Below are 17,065 nucleotides of genomic sequence, written 5' to 3' on the forward strand. Positions count from 1 at the left end.
GATCTGGCTGAACCCGGTGAGTTGAGCAGGACTAACAACACGATGCGGGTTGCTTCGATCACGCCGATGAAAAATGAAGGCCCGTTTATTCTGGAATGGGTCGCTTATCACCGGTTGATCGGTGTCACTGATATCTTGGTCTTCTCCAATGACTGCACCGACGGCTCGGACTTGCTTTTGGACCGGCTCGATGAGTTGGGTCTCGTGCGCCATTATGCCAACCCGTCGATGATTATGCAGATTGAGCGGCATCATCTGGCGGTGATCAAATATATCAACACGCTCAGCCGGTTGAAGCGGGTCGATTGGGTCGTCTCGCTGGATATGGATGAGTTCATCTGTGTGAATGCCGGCGACGGGCGATTGGAAGATCTGTTCAATGCCTGCGATGGCGCCGATGTGATCAGTATCAATCAGTTGAATTTCGGCTGCGGAGGTCATCAAGAGTTCACCGAAGAGCTCCAGATGGACCGGTTTACCAAGTCGCAGCACTACACCGGCCATATGAACCCGCGAAATCCGCGGCGCGGCGTGAAGTCTTTCACGCGTGTGGGCGCGCCGGTGGATCGCATCACCAATCACTCCCCGCGGCCGATTGCCGATCGGGGGCACGAACTCAATTGGGTCAATGCCGCGGGGCAGCCGCTGCCGGACGAATTGAAGGTGCGGGAGATCAAATCTCTGGACGAGGGGCTGTTCTCCTATGACCTCGCGCAGTTGAACCATTACGCCCTGCGCTCGATGGACAGCTTCTTGACCCAAGTGGCGCGCGGCAATGCCAATCATGCGGATCGCTCGGCAGACCTGAGCTATTGGCGGCGCTACAACATCAACCAGCAAGATGAGACGCGGCTTCAACGTTGGTCGGAGCCGGTCCGGGCCGCGATGGACGAGATGCTTCAAGATGACGAGTTGGCCGTGTTGAACGCGGCCTGTATTCAAGCCCACCGCGATCAGATCGCAAGCTTGCTTGATCAAGATGATTTCGCAACCCTCAGACGCCGCATCGGCCGCGCGCACAAGCGCGGATGGGAGCAATCCCTCGATGAGGCACAAGTCTAGACCTCGGAGGGCCAAGGCGCTAACTGATCCTCAGCGGTCCCCTAGCTCAACTGGATAGAGCAGCTGACTTCTAATCAGCAGGTTCGGGGTTCGAGTCCTCGGGGGATCGCCACAGTTTCTTAACGCCATTTCCGATCCGAATCACGAAAGTGTGAAAACACCGGTCTTCTCCCTCTTCCCGGCGGAGGCATGCTCATCAGCGGCGATTTTCCCGCCTGAACAGGGCGATAGGGGTTCAGTTTCCCGAAAACGGTGCGGCTTTTCAGTTCCGCGATGGACGCAATCGTCCTATAGTCAGTGAAAATAGCTGTGCACCACCTGGGAGGGATAGGATGATACGCTCGGAGCTGATTACCAAGCTTTCGGAAGAGAACCCACATCTCTATCAGCGCGATGTCGAGCGCATCGTGAACGCGATTTTCGAAGAGATTATCGAGGCTATGGCCAATGGCGACCGCGTTGAGTTGCGCGGCTTTGGCGCTTTCTCGGTGAAAAAGCGCGACGCCCGGGTCGGCCGGAACCCGCGCACAGGCGAAAGCGTCGCAGTTGAGGAAAAGCATGTGCCTTTCTTCAAGGCCGGCAAACTGCTACGGGATCGTCTCAACGGGCATGACAGCTGAAAGGCTCCCTTAGGTGATCCGCTATCTGAAATACGCGTTTTTGGCGCTTGTCGCGTTTGGGCTCGTGATCTTGGCGCTCGCCAATCGCGGCACGGTTATGTTGCAGCTTTTGCCAGAGAACCTGGCGCTCTGGACGGGCTGGTCCTTCACGATTGAGCTGCCGCTATTCCTGGTGATTTTCGGCGGCGTGGTCCTCGGCTTGTTGATCGGCTTCGTTTGGGAATGGCTCCGTGAACATCGCCACCGGGCGGAGGCGAAGACCCATCGCCGGGACAAGCAGAAGCTGGAGCGTGAGGTGCAAACCCTCAAGGGCCGCGCCAATGAGGGCCAGGATGAGATCTTGGCGCTGCTTGAGGATACCGGCCCCGCGCGCTAAGGGCTGGGTCCATGGATGTTGCGATCAAATTTTGCGGCTTGAGAACCGAGGCTGACATCGCCGCTGCTGCGGCGGCGGGGGCGCGTTATGTCGGCTTTGTGTTTTTCGCCAAATCGCCGCGCGCGGTGACTGTCGATGAGGCACGTGCCCTTGCCCTCAAGGTGCCGGTCGGAATAGCAAAGGTCGCCCTCGTCGTGGATGCGTCGGATGCGGTTCTCGATGAGATTGTGGGCCAAGTACCGCTGGATATGCTGCAATTACATGGGACAGAGACTCCGGATCGGGTTTCCGAGATCAAAGTGCGCTATGGTTTGCCGGTGATGAAAGCCATCGGTGTGGCCGAAGCGCGCGATTTGGAGGCCATCGACCGGTATGTCGCCGTTGCGGATCAGGTGTTGATCGACGCCAAGGCCCCCAAAGGCGCCGAATTGCCAGGTGGCAATGGGCTGAGTTTTGATTGGCGGTTGCTGGCGGGGCGCAAGTATTGGACCAAGCCCTGGATGCTGGCCGGTGGTCTGACGCCCGAAAACGTGGCCGAGGCCGTGCGCCTGACCGGGGCGCGGCAAGTGGATGTCTCCTCCGGCGTCGAACACGCGCCCGGAGAGAAAGACGCCGACAAAATCGCACGGTTCGCCGCCGCTTTGTCCCAATGACCGTTCGCTTCCGCGTCGCAGGACCAGAGGATGTTCCAGCGGTTCTGGCGCTGCTTCGCGAAGACCACCTTGGTGCGGAACGGGAAACCGCGCCCGATGCACTCTATCAGATGATGTTCAGCCGGATCGACCGAGAGGCCCATGTGCGGCTGGTTGTCGGGCAATTGGAGGGGGAGATTGTCGCCTGCTACCAACTGACCGCGCTTGATGGCCTCTCGCATAAAGCCATCCGCCGTGGTCAGATCGAGGATGTGCGCGTCGCCGAACGGTTGCGTGGGCAGGGGATCGGGCATCAGATGATGGCCGATGCCGAGGCACGGGCGCGCGATATGGGATGCGGTCTCTTGCAGCTTGTGGCGCATCACACGCGCGAGGACACACATCGATTCTATATGTCCAACGGCTTTACGCCCTCCCATGTTGGCTTTAAACGCATCCTGTCCAGCGCGGGAGATCAGGAATGAACGACCTCTTCAACAGCTTCATGACCGGCCCCGATGAAAACGGGCGCTTTGGCGATTTCGGTGGGCGGTTTGTCTCTGAGACGCTGATGCCGCTGATCCTGGAGTTGGAAAAGCAATATGAGTTCGCCAAGACGGATCAGAGCTTCTGGGACGAGATGCACGATCTCTGGACCCATTATGTTGGTCGCCCGTCGCCGCTCTATTTCGCGGAGCGCCTGACCGAGCATCTGGGCGGGGCGAAGATCTATCTCAAGCGCGATGAGCTGAACCATACGGGCGCGCATAAGATCAACAATGTGCTGGGCCAGATCATCCTGGCCCGCCGCATGGGGAAGACCCGGATCATTGCCGAGACCGGCGCGGGGCAGCATGGCGTGGCCACGGCCACCGTCTGTGCCAAATTCGGGCTGAAATGTGTGGTGTATATGGGCGCCCATGATGTGGAGCGTCAGGCACCGAATGTGTTCCGGATGCGGTTGCTTGGGGCTGAAGTGATCCCAGTAACGAGCGGTCGGGGCACGCTGAAAGACGCAATGAACGATGCGCTGCGTGATTGGGTCACCAATGTGCGCGACACGTTTTATTGCATCGGCACAGTGGCGGGTCCGCATCCCTATCCGGCGATGGTACGCGATTTCCAGGCGATCATCGGCAAGGAAGCTAAGAAACAGATGATGGCCGCCGAGGGCCGTCTGCCGGATACAATCATCGCCGCAATTGGCGGCGGATCGAACGCGATGGGTCTGTTCTTTCCGTTCCTCGATGACAAAGAGGTGCAGATCATCGGTGTTGAGGCCGGCGGTAAGGGCGTGAACGCCAAGATGGAGCATTGCGCGTCGCTCACGGGCGGGCGGCCCGGCGTGCTCCATGGCAACCGGACCTATCTGCTCCAAGATGATGATGGCCAGATCCTGGAAGGCTATTCGATCTCGGCGGGCTTGGATTATCCGGGTATCGGGCCCGAGCATTCCTGGCTGCATGAGATTGGCCGGGCGCAGTATGTCTCGATCACCGATGCAGAGGCGCTTGAGGCGTTCCAACTGTCCTGCGCGCAGGAAGGGATCATCCCGGCGCTTGAACCGTCCCATGCGCTGGCCCATGTGATGAAAATCGCCCCGGACCTGCCGCGCGATCACCTGATCATCATGAATATGTGCGGTCGGGGGGACAAAGATATCTTCACCGTTGCGCGGGCCTTGGGCTTCGAGATGAACGGGCACTGAGCCGCGTCGTCGAGGACTACAACGTGTGCTGGACCTGAACGGCCTAAACCTTTGGTTTAGAGCGGTTCAGGCGAGGTGATGCTGATCCGCTGCCGCATCAACCTCGGTTTATTTCTGACGATTTTCACAGATGCTAGATTGGCTTTGGGTTTACGTAACCGCACCTAAACCTCGCGGAAATAGAGCTGCCGCCGAGTTTGGTCTTCGGTAGGGGCAAGGCCGCACATTGGGTGAGGCCGAACCAAATGAGGAGTTGTGAGATGAAACAGACACTGACAGCCGCAATGATCGCAATGCTTTTGAGTGGCACGGCCCACGCGGCCTTGGTGCAGAGCATCGAGACCGAAGAAGAGCCCGCCAATACCTATGAAGAGATGGCTCAGAACTGGCTTCCGGACTGGCTGCGGGGCGACAGCAGTCGTGATGCGTCTGATGACGACTATGACGATGATGATGACGATTACGACGATGATTACGACGACGATGATTACGATGACGACGATGATGATTATGACGACGACGATTACGACGATGATGACGACGACGATGATGATGACGGCGACGATGACTAAAACCCGCCAATGGGGTTAAGATGGCAGAGATCCTCTCCGGCGGCGTAGCGCAGGCCGGGGAGGATCATTTTTGATGAGGTCGACGAAGATGGTGACACGCAGAGACATGCTTGCCGCGGGATTTGCCGTGGTGTTGGGGGCTGGGTCCGCCGTCGCGCAATCGAGCGTCACAGACCAAATCATCGCGCAGCTTCGGGATCAGGGATACACTGTTCAACGGATGAACCGGACCCTTTTGGGTCGCGTGCGGGTCATCGCGCGGCGCGGTGACCAATCCCGTGAGGTCGTCTTTGATCCGCGCAACGGCGTGATCCTCCGCGACTACACAACCGGGTTGTTTGGGGCGTCGGACGATGACGATGATCAATCCGGGTCAAGCGGCGGGCATGCGGGGGGCGGCGATGACGACGACGAAGATGATGACGACGACGATGATGACGATGACGACGACGATGGTGATGACGACTGAGATGGTGATGTTGGACGTTTGGAGATGTTGAGGCGCCCGGTCGTTTTTGTCGTGATCCTTGTCGTGCAGTTGCTCTGCGCGGTTTTCTTTGTGTCGGAAATCATGATGTCCGTCTTGGGCCTGCCTTTCGCGCCCATCCCCTGGCAAGTTCATGAGTTGATCGAGATCGGCGCGGGCGTTGGACTGATCCTTGGCGTTGTTCTCGGAGCGCTGTTGTTGCGCTCCGCGCTGCGTCGGACACGCGCGGCGGAGCGGGCGCTCCGCGCAGCCTCAGGTGCGTTTATGGACTTGGTTGAGGAGCGTTTTGACGAGTGGAAACTCACGCCCGCCGAGCGGGATGTGGCGCTTTTCGCCCTGAAGGGGATGAGCCTGTCGGAGATCGCGGCCTTGCGCGCGACCTCCGAGGGCACGGTTAAGGCGCAAACCAACGCAATTTATCGCAAGGCGGGCGTGACGGGACGGCCGCAACTGCTCAGCGTCTTTGTTGATGATCTGATGGGCGACGGAGTCGTCGCGGCAGAGTAGGGGCCGTTTATGCGTCCTCGTTCAAGTCGTAGAGCTGCAAAACCGGCAGCGGCACAATCGCCAACGCGCCGCTATGGGTGGCCGCAAGATTGACCCGCGGCGCGACGCCTTCTTCATGGGCTTGCAGGAAGCGAGTGGCGCAAAGGCACCACTGATCGCCCGGCTTCAGCCCCGCGAAGCCATATTCCGGGCGCGGCGTGCTGAGGTCATTGCCGACATATTTTGAGAAGGCGAGGAATTCTGCCGTCATCACGGCGCAAACCGTGTGCGAGCCATGATCGGTTGGGCCGGTGTCGCAGCATCCATTGCGAAAGAAGCCTGTGACTGGATCTTTGGAACAGCTTTGCAGCGTGCCGCCCAAGACATTGACGGACGGCGCCATATCGAAACTCATAGTCGAAACTCCCCAAATTCGCACGTTCCGATAGAATAATCCTCTTATTATTGAATGCAATGGCTAAAGATGCCAATCGATCCACCGCCCGTGGAAATCCACGCGGCCCAGGGCGATCTCTTCGCCGCCGGGCCATGTTTTCAAGGTCATTCCAGCGCCAGAGCTTTGATCGTCTGCTTCCATTGCGAAATGTGCGATGGGGGCATCAAGGGTGGCGTTGCGTCCAGCAGCTTCCATTGTCGCGGTGCAGGCCGCTTGGGTCTCGGGCGGGAAATACTGCCAGGCGATGGTGTGATAAATGAAATGGGTCGTGCCGGGGCGTCGTGTCTCCAGGCGATCCGCCAGCCATCCCGCCGCATCGCCTTTGGCGGGGCGCGTCTGGGCCAGTTCCATCGCGGCGCGGGTCAGGCGGAGCCGGTCGGGTTGATCTGGCCAAAGATATGACAGCAAACGCAGCGCCTGATCAGGTTCGCTTGGGTCGAGCGGGTTCAGATCGACGCCGGCACGATCAATGACCTTGAGCGGGAGGTCCGGGGGCGCGGCACCCGTCCAGTCTGGTGTCAGGCGCACGGGCGCGTTTTCGGCACCTCGCAAGGCACCATCTGCCAGCAAGGCAAAATCGCTGAAAGCCAGGTTCAAGCCCGCGCTGGCACCCAGTTCCGAGATCGTGAGCGGTAGACCGAACATCTCCGTAACCTGCAGAGCTGCGGGGATCAGGGCGGCACTCCGGCGAACCTCATTGGTTTGCGGCGGTAGATCCAGCCAGGCCATCAATCTGGCCTCATGCGCCACAAAGGCGCGCGCGACCTCGGCCCAGAGCACGTCATCACTGACCTCGTGAGGGGGATAGACCGCAGCCAACGCCGGATCACTGCCATCCAGCACCAGCCCATGCAGGCTTCCCGCGATCCGCAACGGCACCGATTGCCCGGAAGAGGTGACATCACCAGTCCAGGCAAGCAGCCGTTCAGCGACCGCGCTCTCAGCGGTCAGCCGCTCGGCCATAAGCGTCATCAGCCGCTCCATGAAGGGAGAGCCCAGTTTCGCGCAGGCTCTGGCTTGCGACTGGAAGGCGCTCCGTAGCGCATCGCTCATTTGAATTTGTCCATCAGTCTTTGCAGCGGCGACCGATCATCAGGCGCCGCTTCGGCGGGTTTTGACTTTGCCGCCGACGCAGGTTTTGCTTCAGCTGCCCGATTGGACGACCGGGGCGGGGCCACGCGCAGCGCCACGGCGTTCATAAACTTGCCGGAATCACCGCCAGCCAACTCCGGCGCGCCGTCGCTGACACCCCGCAAAAGATCGCTCAGCCAATCCTGTTCCGCTTTGGCGAAATCGGACAAAACATGGCGTGAGACCAGGTCTTTCCGCCCAGGATGCCCGATCCCGATCCGCACCCGGGTGAACTCCGGCCCGATATGCCCGTCGATGGAACGCAGACCGTTATGGCCCGCCAACCCGCCGCCGGTTTTCACCCGGAGCTTCCCGGGGGCGAGGTCCAACTCATCGTAAAACACCGTCACATCACCTGGTTCGAGCTTGAAAAACCGCATCGCCTCGCCGACGGACTGGCCGGAAAGGTTCATGAAGGTTTCTGGCTTGAGCAGCATGATCTTTTCGCTGCCCAACCGCCCTTCGGCGATCTGACCCTGAAATTTTGACCGCCACGGCCCAAATCCGTGATCCTCGGCGATCCGATCCACGGCCATATACCCGATATTATGGCGGTTTCCGGCGTATTTCGCGCCTGGATTTCCCAGCCCGACGAAAAGGCGCATGGGGTCTCTCCCTTGCTGATGGATGGGCCGGTGATGCCAGCCCGGGCCGGTTTTGCCAAGCTGGAATGCCGCGCCGCGTCATGGCAATGTTGCCGGAATAGCCTTTGGAGAGCTTGATGCCTGACTTGCCCAAAACCATGCGCGCCCTTGTTCTGACCGCGCCCGGCGCGCCCTTGGAGTTGCAGGAGCTCCCGGTGCCGACGCCTGGCCCGGGCGAGGTTTTGGTGCGGATCGCAGCCTCGCCGGTCAACCCGTCGGATTTGCATTTCCTAGAGGGAGAATACGGGCTGAACTGGCCCTATCCTCTGATCCCTGGCCTGGAGGGGAGCGGCGAGGTTGTGGCGGCGGGCCCTGGCTTGATGGGGCGCTATGTGATGGGCAAACCGGTGTCCTGCACGGCGGACAAACAGGGCTGCTGGGCCGAATATATGGTGACGCAAGCCGCGCTCTGCCTGCCATTGCCGCGCGACCTGCCGCTTGGAACGGCGGCGATGGCGGTGGTGAACCCGCTGACGGCGGTGGCGTTCATCCAGATCGCGAAGGCCGGTGGGCACCAATCCATGATCAGTACCGCGGCAGGCGGGGCGCTTGGCGCGATGACCCGTCGCATGGCGGCAGAGGCGGGGCTCGAGGTGATCAATGTCGTGCGCGGCCCGGCGCAGGTGGAGCGGCTCAAGGCCGAGGCGGCGGCGCATATCTGCGATCTCTCCGCGCCGACATTTCCGGCTGATTTGGTCACGCTTGGCCGGGCCAAGAAATGTCGTTTGGCGCTGGATGCGATCGGGGGCGAGATGACCGGCCAATTGGTGGAGGCGTTGGCGCCGAAGGGTGAGGTGTTGATCTATGGCGCTTTGGCCGGGGCGGCCTCGACCTTGAATCCGGGCACGATGATTTTCAAAGGCATTACGGTGCGCGGGTTTTGGGTGTCGAAATGGCTAGAGAAGCGCCCGCTGCCGCAAAAGATGATGATCATGCGCCGGATCGTGGCGGCTCTGAAATCCGGTGCGGCGCAAAGCCAGGTGGCCGAAATTCGTGATCTGGCCGACGCAGCGACGGCACCCGCTGACTACGCCGCCCGGATGAGCGCGGGCAAAATCCTGATCTCAACGGGTGCGCTTCCTCTTGGGGTTGAGGCCACGCCTATCACCTAGGCTCAGCCACCCACGCTTCGCAGTATTCAGAAAACCTTCCGATCCTTTTCAGGTCTTTCCGACGGGTGACAGCTATCTCGGGCCTGCCGTCTTGCCCGGGACCTCTCCGGCTGGCGGCAATGTTGGACCAGGACAGAGGAAGGAAACCGACATGACCCTCGCGCTCGGCGCAACCGCGCCAGATTTCAAGGCCGAGACCACCCAAGGCACCATCCATTTCTATGAATGGATGGGTGACAACTGGTGCGTTTTGTTTTCGCATCCAAAGGATTTCACACCCGTCTGCACCACCGAAATTGGCAGTATGGCGCGGCTGAAACCCGAATTTGACGCCCGCAATGTCAAGGTTATTGGCCTCAGCGTCGACTCGATCGCCGCCCATACACGTTGGATTGAGGATATCGTCGCGACCCAGGACATCGCCCCGAATTTTCCGTTGATCGGTGACCCGGACCTCAAGCTTGCGAAGCTTTATGGCATGTTGCCCGAAGATGCGGCGGGTTCGTCGGATGACCGATCCGCTGCGGACAATGCCACCACACGCTCCGTCTTCGTGATCAGTCCGGACAAGAAGATCATGCTGACAGTGACATATCCGATGACGACGGGCCGAGATTTTCACGAGTTGCTGCGCGCAATCGACAGTTTGCAACTGACTGCGCAGCACAAGGTGGCAACCCCGGCAAACTGGAAGCAGGGCGACGATGTCGTGATCGTTCCTTCGATGTCGGATGCCGATGCTCGGGCGCGGTTCCCGAAAGGATGGGAGGCGCCGCGCCCCTATATGCGGATTGTCCCGCAGCCCAGATAACTTTTTGATAAATATACATTAATGGAGGAACGAATGAGTGTTTCTTTAACGCGCAGAGGGTTCGGAGGTGCTGCGATTGCCGCCGCCCTGCTGCCCCGGCTAGGGCTTGCGCAGACGATGGAATATGCCAACCCTGAGCTGCTCATGGCGGCTCAAGACTTGGTCCCGCTCGCTTTGCCTGCAGCTGAAACCAGCACACCGCTCTATCGCAGCCAGGGCATGTTACTGCTCGATATCCGCTCGGCCGAAGACTACGCGTCCGGGCATATCCCTGGTGCTCTGCATCTCGATCCAAATGCCGTCGTGGCTGAGCAGTCGCCGATTGAGGGCGCGCTGTTACCCGTCCCCGATTTAGCCGAGATGTTGAGCCTCTTAGGGATCGACCCTGAGACCCGGGTGGTGATCTATGATGATCGTGGTGGGTTCCATGCGGCGCGAATGTTCTGGCTCCTGGAATATCTGGGACATCAGAGTGTCGCCCTGCTGAACGGCGGCTTGTCGGCCTATCAAGCTGCCGGTGGCCGTTTGGCGGAGCAGTCCACGCCGCATGAGGCCAGCATATTTGTCCCCGCGCCGATGCCGCGCCGGGTTGCAACCGCAGATTACGTTTTGGGGCACCGTGGTGATGCAGAGACAGTGGTCATCGATGTGCGCCCGCCAGCGATGTACGACGAGGGTCACATCCCTTGGGCGATCAACCTGCCTTGGGTCGGTAATCTGGACGAGGATGGATTCTACAAGCCAGCCGAGGCGCTGACGGCGCATTTTGCCGAGCATGGTGTGACGGCTGACCGGAATGTGGTGATCCATTGCCAAGTCGGCCTCGCCTCATCGCATAGTTATGTCGCGCTGCGGCTTCTGGGGTTCCCCCGAGTCCGCGTCTATCACCGCTCTTGGGCTGAATGGGGCGTCGATGATGATCTGCCCCGGACAACAGGATCATAACGATTGTTCTATGCGGAGGCGGCTAAAGCCGCCTCCGTGCAATGCCATTTTTAGTCGGCCTTCGTTGGCATCAATCTCGCGGCGAACACGCCAGATAGGTCCGCTGGATACGCCGCGGGTTTTGCGTTGCCGTTCCTGTTAAGCTTGGTCGCTAGCGACATTGAGCCTGAGCTGCCTGTGTCATGACAGCCGTCTCAGCACGCCCGACATAGACCTTTCCGTGCGTTTAATCTGAAACTGATCTGGCGAACTGCACTGCGTCGTTTGAGACATACACCGCCATCGCGGATTAAGGGACGACCATCTAAATTCTTGCCGCATGGATCTCGGTTGAAATGTCGGAAAATCCGACGGGTCGGACGCATAGTTTGCTTGTCTTCCGACCGATGTTGCATCGAACCGCCGCATGCGAAGCGCAAAGCTTTGTTTTACAGTCAAGAAGACCATCGTTATCCAGTGTGCAGACAAAGACTCTTTTAAGGGCAGAGAATGAGCGACGGCGGCAACCTTCTTTTTCTCATCGCGCTGCTTCCCTTCATCGGGGCCCTCGTGCCGGGCCTGATGATCCGGGCTGGGCGCAACGCATGTGCGATCTTCACCGCGGTGCCGACAACTTTGGCACTCATCATGCTTCTGACTCTCGCGCCAGCGGTCATGCGCGGCGAGGTGATCCAGGCCGAGCTTGAATGGCTGCCGCAACTGGGGTTGTCGGCCTCTTTCTTCCTGGATGGGCTCGGGCTGCTGTTTGCCGGGATGATCCTGGGTGTGGGCCTTCTGATCACGCTCTACGCGCGGTTTTACCTGTCGGGCGAGGACCCGATGGGGCAGTTCTATACCTATCTATTGTTATTCCAGGGCGCGATGTTGGGCATCGTGATCTCGGACAATATCCTGCTTTTGCTGGTGTTCTGGGAGCTGACCTCGCTGTCGTCCTTCCTGCTGATTGGATACTGGAAGCACTTGCCTGAAGGGCGACAAGGCGCGCGAATGGCGCTGGCCGTGACCGGCGCGGGCGGGCTGGCGATGATTGGCGGCATGCTGATCCTCGGCAATATCGTCGGCAGCTACAACCTGACCGATATCTTGCAAGCGGGGGACCAGATCCGCGCCTCTGAGTGGTATTTGCCCGCGCTGATCCTGATCCTGCTGGGTGCCTTCACCAAATCCGCGCAGTTCCCGTTCCACTTCTGGCTACCGCATGCGATGGCCGCGCCAACCCCTGTCTCGGCCTATCTGCATTCGGCGACGATGGTGAAAGCGGGCGTGTTCCTGATGGCGCGCATGTGGCCGGTGCTGTCTGGAACGGATGTGTGGTTCTACATCGTCGCGACCACGGGCCTTGTGACCATGGTGCTGGGCGCGCTGATCGCGCTCTTCAAGGATGACCTGAAGGCGCTTCTGGCATTCTCGACGGTGAGCCATCTGGGCCTTTTGACCATGTTGCTTGGTTTCGGAACCCAAGCTGCGGCGGTGGCGGCGGTGTTCCACATCATCAACCACCTGACCTTCAAGGCCGCGCTCTTCATGACCGCCGGGATCGTCGATCATGAAACCCATACACGGGATATCAAACGGCTCGGCGGGCTCCGGCATCTGATGCCGATCACCTTCGTGATCGGGACGGTGGCGGCGCTGTCGATGGCCGGCCTCCCGCTCCTGAACGGGTTCTTGTCGAAGGAAATGATGCTGGAGGAGGCCTCGCATACCGACTGGCTCGGCAGCCATTACGCTGTGCCCATCGCAGCGACAATCGGCGCGCTTCTGTCGGTGGCGTATTCGTTCCGCTTCGTGGCGCATGTCTTCCTCGGACCCAAGCGCGATGACTATCCGTCGACACCGCATGATCCACCTTTCGGCATGTGGGCTGCGCCCGGGCTCCTGGTGGTCCTCGTCCTGGTGATCGGTATGGCACCCTTCCTGGCCGAAGGGGTCGTGACGGCGGCGGCCAATGCGGTGACGGGTGCGGATCTGCACCCGCATCTGAAAATCTGGCACGGCGTAACGCCCGCGTTGTGGATGTCGATCATCGCCATTTTGGGGGGCGCAATGGTGCTCCTGCTGCATCGCCTCCTCGACCGGGCCTGGATCGCCGCGCCACGCCCCGAGGCGAAAGCAATCTTCGATCGGTTGGTCGCGGCGCTTGTCTCGCTCACGCGCGGGATCACCGAAATCACCCATAACGGTGCCATCAGCCGCTACCTTGCCATCTTCACGGTGACCGCCGTCGCACTCGGTTGGATCGCCTATTCGGGCAGCGGACTTTCGGCGCCCACGCGAGAGCTTTTGCCGGTCCCGGCGGTCATCGCTGTCGTCTGGCTGATGCTGATTGTGGCCACGGTCTCGGTTGTCGTGATGCATCACCGCCGGTTCCGCGCGCTGGTCTTGATCGGGGTCATAGGGCTGTCGATCTCGGCCGGCTTTGCCTATCTCTCGGCCCCCGATCTGGCGCTAACGCAGATTTCGGTTGAGACGGTGACGATCATGCTCCTGCTCCTAGCGCTACACTTCATGCCGAAGGAGACGCCGAAAGAGAGCCCGATGGGCCTCAAACTCCGCGATGCGTTCATCGCGCTGACTGCCGGTGGTGGAGTTGGGGCGCTGGCCTATGCCTTCCTCCTGCGCGATATCGACACGATCTCAAGTTACCACATCGACAACAGCTATGAAGGCGGTGGCGGCACCAATGTAGTCAATGTCATCCTGGTCGATTTCCGGGGCTATGACACCTATGGCGAGATCATCGTGTTGGGGATCGCGGGGCTTGTGATCTATGCCCTGATGCATGCACTGCTGGACGGGCCCGCGGCGCGGCGGCTTAAGAACATGGACTATTCGCAGGACCGGTCCCGCGACCGGCACCCGCTGATGATGGTTGTGGTCACCCGCGTGTTGATGCCGATCGCGATTGTCGTGGGCATCTACATCTTCCTACGCGGCCACAACCAGCCGGGCGGCGGATTTGTGGCAGGCCTCGTGGTCGCCATCGCGCTTTTGATGCAATACATGGCCTCCGGTTTCGCCTGGACGCAGGAGCGTAAGCGGATCGAGTACCACACGATGATCGGCCTTGGCGTCGTTATCGCGGGCGCAACCGGGATCGGGTCCTGGCTGTCGGGCACGCCGTTCCTGACCAGCGCCTATACTTATGTGCATCTGCCGCCGATTGAGGAATTTGAACTGGCCACCGCCATGCTTTTCGACCTCGGCGTGTTCCTGACCGTATTGGGCGCGGTCATGCTGATGCTCTACAGCCTTTCCCGGATCGCGCGCTTCGCCGGCGAAACGGTGAATGTGGAGCCCATGGACTATGACCCCGGCGATCAGGTCGCCGAGACTAAGGCGGAGACCTGAGATGGAGCTTATCGTTGCAAGCACAATTGCCGTTTTGACGGCGGGCGGGGTTTACCTCCTGCTGCGGCTCAGGACCTTCCCGGTGATCCTGGGCATCACGCTCTTGTCCTATGCGGTCAACGTCTTCCTGTTCGCGAGCGGGCGGTTGGCCATCGACATGTCACCGATCCTGTCGCGCTATGGCGAGGCCAGCTATACCGACCCGCTGCCCCAGGCGTTGGTTCTGACTGCCATCGTGATCTCTTTCGGGATGACGGCGGTGCTGGTGATGATCGGGCTGGCCGCGTATCTCGAGGCCGAGAGCGACCAGATCGACATCGCGCCTGAGGACGGGGCCGAGCCGGCGAAGGATGACCAAGCATGATGCACTGGATTATTCTGCCGGTGGTGCTACCGGCTCTCCTTGCGCCGCTGATCGGCTTTGTCATGCGCCACGACATGACTCTGGCGCGTGCGGCCTCGCTCACCGGCACTGTCCTGCTTCTGGCGATTGCCATCGGGCTTACCGGTATGGCGGCTGACGGCACGACGCATATCTACCGGCTCGGCGACTGGCCCGCACCCTTCGGGATCGTCCTGGTGCTGGACCGCCTGTCCGCCTTGATGGTTCTGTTGACGGCAGTGCTGGCTCTAATCGTTCTGATCCATGCGATTACAACAGGGTGGGATGCGCGCGGGCGGCATTTCCATGCGCTCTTCCAGTTTCAGCTTATGGGAATTTGCGGCGCGTTCCTGACCGGCGACATCTTCAACCTCTTCGTTTTTTTCGAGGTGCTGTTGATCGCGTCTTACGGGTTGATGATCCATTCCGGCGGGCGCGAGCGGATGCGCGCGGGCCTGCAATATGTGGTGATGAACCTCGCGGGCTCCACGCTCTTCCTCTTTGCGCTCGGCACGCTTTACGCCTCGACCGGCACGCTCAACATCGCCGATCTCGCAGCGCGCATCCCGGAGATCCCCGCAGAAGAGGCCGCTCTGGTGCGGGTGGCGGCGATCCTCCTGATGATCGTCTTCGCCGTGAAAGCCGCGCTCTTCCCGGTGCAGTTTTGGCTGCCCGCCACCTACGCAAACGCCCCTGCACCCGTGGCCGCGCTGTTCGCGATCATGACCAAGGTCGGCGCTTATGCGATCCTGCGGGTCCACACCACGGCCTTCGGCCCAGGCAGCGGCGGAACCGAGGGGCTGGCGGGCACCTGGTTATTCCCCGCCGCGATCGTCACCATCGCAGTAGGGGCCTTCGGCGTGCTTGGCGCCCGGCGTCTGATGCCGCTCATCGCCTTTTCCGTGGTGGGTTCGATGGGCACGCTTCTTGTGGCGGTCGCCGCCTTCTCGCCCACCGCGACGTCCGCGGCGCTCTACTATATGGTGCATTCCACCTTCGCCGCGGCGTGCCTGTTCCTGATCGCCGATCTGGTGGTCATGCAACGAGAGGCCGACACGCTGACGCCAATGCCCGCGACCGTGCAAAACGGCCTGTTCGCGGCGCTGTTCTTCGCCGCCGCGATTGGTATGGCGGGAATGCCACCGCTCAGCGGGTTCCTGGGCAAGCTTTTGGTGCTTGATGCGCTGCGGGCACCGGGCGCGATGCCCTGGGCCTGGTCGGCGATCCTGGTGGGTTCTCTCCTGACTATTGTTGGGTTCGCGCGGGCCGGCAGCGCGCTCTTCTGGAAGTCCACCGCCACGCCCGTGCCGGAGCCGGACCCAGAAGCCATCACCGTGCACGACGCGCCGGAGCCTATCCGGGCCACCCCGATGCAACTGGCGCCAAGCATGCTGACCCTCTCGGTCCTGGCCCTGTTGGCCGCTTTCGCCGGGCCCGTGTCGGCCTATCTCGAAGACACCTCAGCACAGCTTTTCGACCGCGAGGGCTATGTTGCGGCGGTTCTCAATCCAGGCGAGGAGGGCTGATCCATGCTGACCCGTCTTATCCCCCATCCACTCCTGAGCCTCACGCTGGTCTTGGTCTGGATTGGCCTCGTCAACACCTTCACCCTCGGCAATCTCATTCTGGGAAGTGCGATCGGCTTGATCATTCCCATGGTCACCGCCGCCTACTGGCCGGACCGCCCGAAACTCGCCCGGCCATTGAAGATCGTCGAATACTGCTTGGTGGTGCTCTGGGATATCATCGTCGCCAATGTGCAGGTCGCGATGATCATCTTGTTCCGGCGCGAGCGGACAATCCATTCGAAATGGATCCCGGTCCCGCTCGAATTGACCTCTGCCGAAGCGATTACGGTGCTGGCGGGCACCATCACCATGACCCCTGGCACCGTCTCGGCGACCCTGTCCGCTGATGGCGGCTGCATCCTTGTTCACTGCCTCCACACCGATGACCCGGACAGCGTCCGTGACGAGATCAAATCCCGCTATGAACGGCGATTGAAGGAGATTTTTCCATGATCGAATATGCTCTGTTTTTCGCCGCCGGATGCTACGGCGTGGCCCTGCTGCTCGATCTCTGGCGCATTGCTGTGGGCCCCGACGCCGCCGACCGCATTCTCGCGCTCGACACGATGGTGATCAATGTGATCGCGCTCTTGGTGCTTTACGGCGTCTGGCGTGGCACTGCGATCTATTTCGAAGCCGCAATGCTGATCGCTATGGTCGGGTTCGTCTCCACTGTCGCCTATTGCCGCTTTCTGTTGCGCGGCGACATTATTGAGTGAGG

The 17,065-nt window shown here is 60.5% G+C and carries 20 protein-coding genes and 1 tRNA gene; 18 read left to right on the forward strand and 3 right to left on the reverse strand.

The genetic code is table 11. From position 1 onward, the window contains the following. The first annotated feature begins 21 nt into the window (after positions 1-21). The 10 genes from QTA57_RS08050 to QTA57_RS08095 all read left to right on the forward strand — a co-directional run bounded on the left by QTA57_RS08050 (position 22) and on the right by QTA57_RS08095 (position 5,964). The gene (locus tag QTA57_RS08050) at positions 22-1,062 is read left to right on the forward strand and encodes a glycosyltransferase family 2 protein (protein ID WP_290154408.1); all 1,041 of its coding nucleotides are present in this window, start codon (positions 22-24) and stop codon (positions 1,060-1,062) included. Between the two features lie 35 nt (positions 1,063-1,097). Beyond that, positions 1,098-1,174 (forward strand) — tRNA-Arg (locus QTA57_RS08055). Between the two features lie 220 nt (positions 1,175-1,394). Beyond that, positions 1,395-1,682, forward strand: a complete 288-nt coding sequence (gene ihfB / locus QTA57_RS08060; protein ID WP_145215411.1) for an integration host factor subunit beta — start codon at positions 1,395-1,397, stop codon at positions 1,680-1,682. A gap of 16 nt (positions 1,683-1,698) precedes the next feature. Next, positions 1,699-2,058 (forward strand): LapA family protein, encoded by a 360-nt coding sequence (locus QTA57_RS08065; RefSeq protein WP_171561523.1) that lies wholly within the window; start codon positions 1,699-1,701, stop codon positions 2,056-2,058. A gap of 11 nt (positions 2,059-2,069) precedes the next feature. Continuing rightward, the gene (locus QTA57_RS08070; protein WP_290154410.1) at positions 2,070-2,711 is read left to right on the forward strand and encodes a phosphoribosylanthranilate isomerase; all 642 of its coding nucleotides are present in this window, start codon (positions 2,070-2,072) and stop codon (positions 2,709-2,711) included. After that, positions 2,708-3,175 carry a GNAT family N-acetyltransferase gene (locus QTA57_RS08075; protein ID WP_290154411.1) on the forward strand — a complete coding sequence of 156 codons (468 nt, stop codon included), beginning with the start codon at positions 2,708-2,710 and terminating at the stop codon, positions 3,173-3,175. The genes QTA57_RS08070 and QTA57_RS08075 overlap by 4 nt, the downstream gene beginning before the upstream one ends. Beyond that, a complete protein-coding gene (gene trpB / locus QTA57_RS08080) occupies positions 3,172-4,398 on the forward strand; it encodes a tryptophan synthase subunit beta (RefSeq protein WP_290154413.1) in 1,227 nt (408 codons plus the stop codon). Before QTA57_RS08075 ends, trpB begins: the two co-directional genes overlap by 4 nt. A gap of 260 nt (positions 4,399-4,658) precedes the next feature. Next, positions 4,659-4,970, forward strand: coding sequence for a hypothetical protein (locus tag QTA57_RS08085; RefSeq protein WP_290154415.1), 312 nt, complete (start codon positions 4,659-4,661; stop codon positions 4,968-4,970). Between the two features lie 88 nt (positions 4,971-5,058). Continuing rightward, a complete protein-coding gene (locus tag QTA57_RS08090) occupies positions 5,059-5,439 on the forward strand; it encodes a hypothetical protein (protein WP_290154416.1) in 381 nt (126 codons plus the stop codon). A 24-nt stretch (positions 5,440-5,463) separates the two neighbouring features. Next, a complete protein-coding gene (locus tag QTA57_RS08095; protein ID WP_145215428.1) occupies positions 5,464-5,964 on the forward strand; it encodes a helix-turn-helix transcriptional regulator in 501 nt (166 codons plus the stop codon). 7 nt (positions 5,965-5,971) lie between these two features. Here the strand turns inward: QTA57_RS08095 and QTA57_RS08100 are convergent, their stop codons facing one another. The 3 genes from QTA57_RS08100 to pth form a co-directional block, all read right to left on the reverse strand. Continuing rightward, positions 5,972-6,358, reverse strand: coding sequence for a DUF2237 family protein (locus tag QTA57_RS08100; protein ID WP_171561307.1), 387 nt, complete (start codon positions 6,356-6,358; stop codon positions 5,972-5,974). Positions 6,359-6,421: 63 nt separating this feature from the next. Next, a complete protein-coding gene (locus QTA57_RS08105; RefSeq protein ID WP_290154419.1) occupies positions 6,422-7,453 on the reverse strand; it encodes a DUF2332 domain-containing protein in 1,032 nt (343 codons plus the stop codon). After that, entirely contained in the window at positions 7,450-8,136 is a 687-nt protein-coding gene (gene pth / locus QTA57_RS08110) for an aminoacyl-tRNA hydrolase (protein ID WP_290154420.1), read from the reverse strand. Before pth ends, QTA57_RS08105 begins: the two co-directional genes overlap by 4 nt. A 116-nt stretch (positions 8,137-8,252) precedes the next feature. Between pth and QTA57_RS08115 the strand changes: the two genes are divergently transcribed. The 8 genes from QTA57_RS08115 to QTA57_RS08150 all read left to right on the forward strand — a co-directional run bounded on the left by QTA57_RS08115 (position 8,253) and on the right by QTA57_RS08150 (position 17,063). Next, positions 8,253-9,287, forward strand: a complete 1,035-nt coding sequence (locus QTA57_RS08115; protein WP_290154422.1) for an alcohol dehydrogenase catalytic domain-containing protein — start codon at positions 8,253-8,255, stop codon at positions 9,285-9,287. A gap of 151 nt (positions 9,288-9,438) precedes the next feature. Beyond that, positions 9,439-10,098, forward strand: coding sequence for a peroxiredoxin (locus tag QTA57_RS08120; RefSeq protein WP_290154423.1), 660 nt, complete (start codon positions 9,439-9,441; stop codon positions 10,096-10,098). Between the two features lie 33 nt (positions 10,099-10,131). Next, on the forward strand, positions 10,132-11,043 hold the full coding sequence (locus tag QTA57_RS08125) for a sulfurtransferase (protein WP_290154424.1): 912 nt from the start codon (positions 10,132-10,134) through the stop codon (positions 11,041-11,043). A 489-nt stretch (positions 11,044-11,532) separates the two neighbouring features. Beyond that, positions 11,533-14,394 (forward strand): monovalent cation/H+ antiporter subunit A, encoded by a 2,862-nt coding sequence (locus QTA57_RS08130; protein ID WP_290154426.1) that lies wholly within the window; start codon positions 11,533-11,535, stop codon positions 14,392-14,394. A 1-nt stretch (position 14,395) separates the two neighbouring features. Next, positions 14,396-14,758 (forward strand): Na+/H+ antiporter subunit C, encoded by a 363-nt coding sequence (locus QTA57_RS08135; RefSeq protein ID WP_290154427.1) that lies wholly within the window; start codon positions 14,396-14,398, stop codon positions 14,756-14,758. Beyond that, complete coding sequence (locus QTA57_RS08140) at positions 14,755-16,302, forward strand: monovalent cation/H+ antiporter subunit D (protein ID WP_290154428.1); 1,548 nt, start codon at positions 14,755-14,757, stop codon at positions 16,300-16,302. The genes QTA57_RS08135 and QTA57_RS08140 overlap by 4 nt, the downstream gene beginning before the upstream one ends. Before the next feature lie 3 nt (positions 16,303-16,305). Further along, complete coding sequence (locus QTA57_RS08145) at positions 16,306-16,797, forward strand: Na+/H+ antiporter subunit E (RefSeq protein WP_145215458.1); 492 nt, start codon at positions 16,306-16,308, stop codon at positions 16,795-16,797. After that, positions 16,794-17,063, forward strand: a complete 270-nt coding sequence (locus QTA57_RS08150) for a K+/H+ antiporter subunit F (RefSeq protein ID WP_145215461.1) — start codon at positions 16,794-16,796, stop codon at positions 17,061-17,063. Before QTA57_RS08145 ends, QTA57_RS08150 begins: the two co-directional genes overlap by 4 nt. Positions 17,064-17,065 lie beyond the last annotated feature (2 nt).

The organism is Fontisubflavum oceani (genome assembly GCF_030407165.1).
GTDB lineage: Bacteria > Pseudomonadota > Alphaproteobacteria > Rhodobacterales > Rhodobacteraceae > Rhodophyticola > Rhodophyticola oceani.

Coding starts and splice junctions, on each gene's coding strand:
- QTA57_RS08075 (WP_290154411.1), top strand. CDS start 2,708: ATGACCGTTCGCTTCCGCGTCGCAGGACCAGAGGATGTTCCAGCGGTT.
- pth (WP_290154420.1), bottom strand. CDS start 8,136: ATGCGCCTTTTCGTCGGGCTGGGAAATCCAGGCGCGAAATACGCCGGA.
- ihfB (WP_145215411.1), top strand. CDS start 1,395: ATGATACGCTCGGAGCTGATTACCAAGCTTTCGGAAGAGAACCCACAT.
- QTA57_RS08140 (WP_290154428.1), top strand. CDS start 14,755: ATGATGCACTGGATTATTCTGCCGGTGGTGCTACCGGCTCTCCTTGCG.
- trpB (WP_290154413.1), top strand. CDS start 3,172: ATGAACGACCTCTTCAACAGCTTCATGACCGGCCCCGATGAAAACGGG.
- QTA57_RS08145 (WP_145215458.1), top strand. CDS start 16,306: ATGCTGACCCGTCTTATCCCCCATCCACTCCTGAGCCTCACGCTGGTC.
- QTA57_RS08135 (WP_290154427.1), top strand. CDS start 14,396: ATGGAGCTTATCGTTGCAAGCACAATTGCCGTTTTGACGGCGGGCGGG.
- QTA57_RS08070 (WP_290154410.1), top strand. CDS start 2,070: ATGGATGTTGCGATCAAATTTTGCGGCTTGAGAACCGAGGCTGACATC.
- QTA57_RS08130 (WP_290154426.1), top strand. CDS start 11,533: ATGAGCGACGGCGGCAACCTTCTTTTTCTCATCGCGCTGCTTCCCTTC.
- QTA57_RS08125 (WP_290154424.1), top strand. CDS start 10,132: ATGAGTGTTTCTTTAACGCGCAGAGGGTTCGGAGGTGCTGCGATTGCC.
- QTA57_RS08105 (WP_290154419.1), bottom strand. CDS start 7,453: ATGAGCGATGCGCTACGGAGCGCCTTCCAGTCGCAAGCCAGAGCCTGC.
- QTA57_RS08120 (WP_290154423.1), top strand. CDS start 9,439: ATGACCCTCGCGCTCGGCGCAACCGCGCCAGATTTCAAGGCCGAGACC.
- QTA57_RS08100 (WP_171561307.1), bottom strand. CDS start 6,358: ATGAGTTTCGATATGGCGCCGTCCGTCAATGTCTTGGGCGGCACGCTG.
- QTA57_RS08095 (WP_145215428.1), top strand. CDS start 5,464: ATGTTGAGGCGCCCGGTCGTTTTTGTCGTGATCCTTGTCGTGCAGTTG.
- QTA57_RS08115 (WP_290154422.1), top strand. CDS start 8,253: ATGCCTGACTTGCCCAAAACCATGCGCGCCCTTGTTCTGACCGCGCCC.
- QTA57_RS08085 (WP_290154415.1), top strand. CDS start 4,659: ATGAAACAGACACTGACAGCCGCAATGATCGCAATGCTTTTGAGTGGC.
- QTA57_RS08150 (WP_145215461.1), top strand. CDS start 16,794: ATGATCGAATATGCTCTGTTTTTCGCCGCCGGATGCTACGGCGTGGCC.
- QTA57_RS08090 (WP_290154416.1), top strand. CDS start 5,059: ATGGTGACACGCAGAGACATGCTTGCCGCGGGATTTGCCGTGGTGTTG.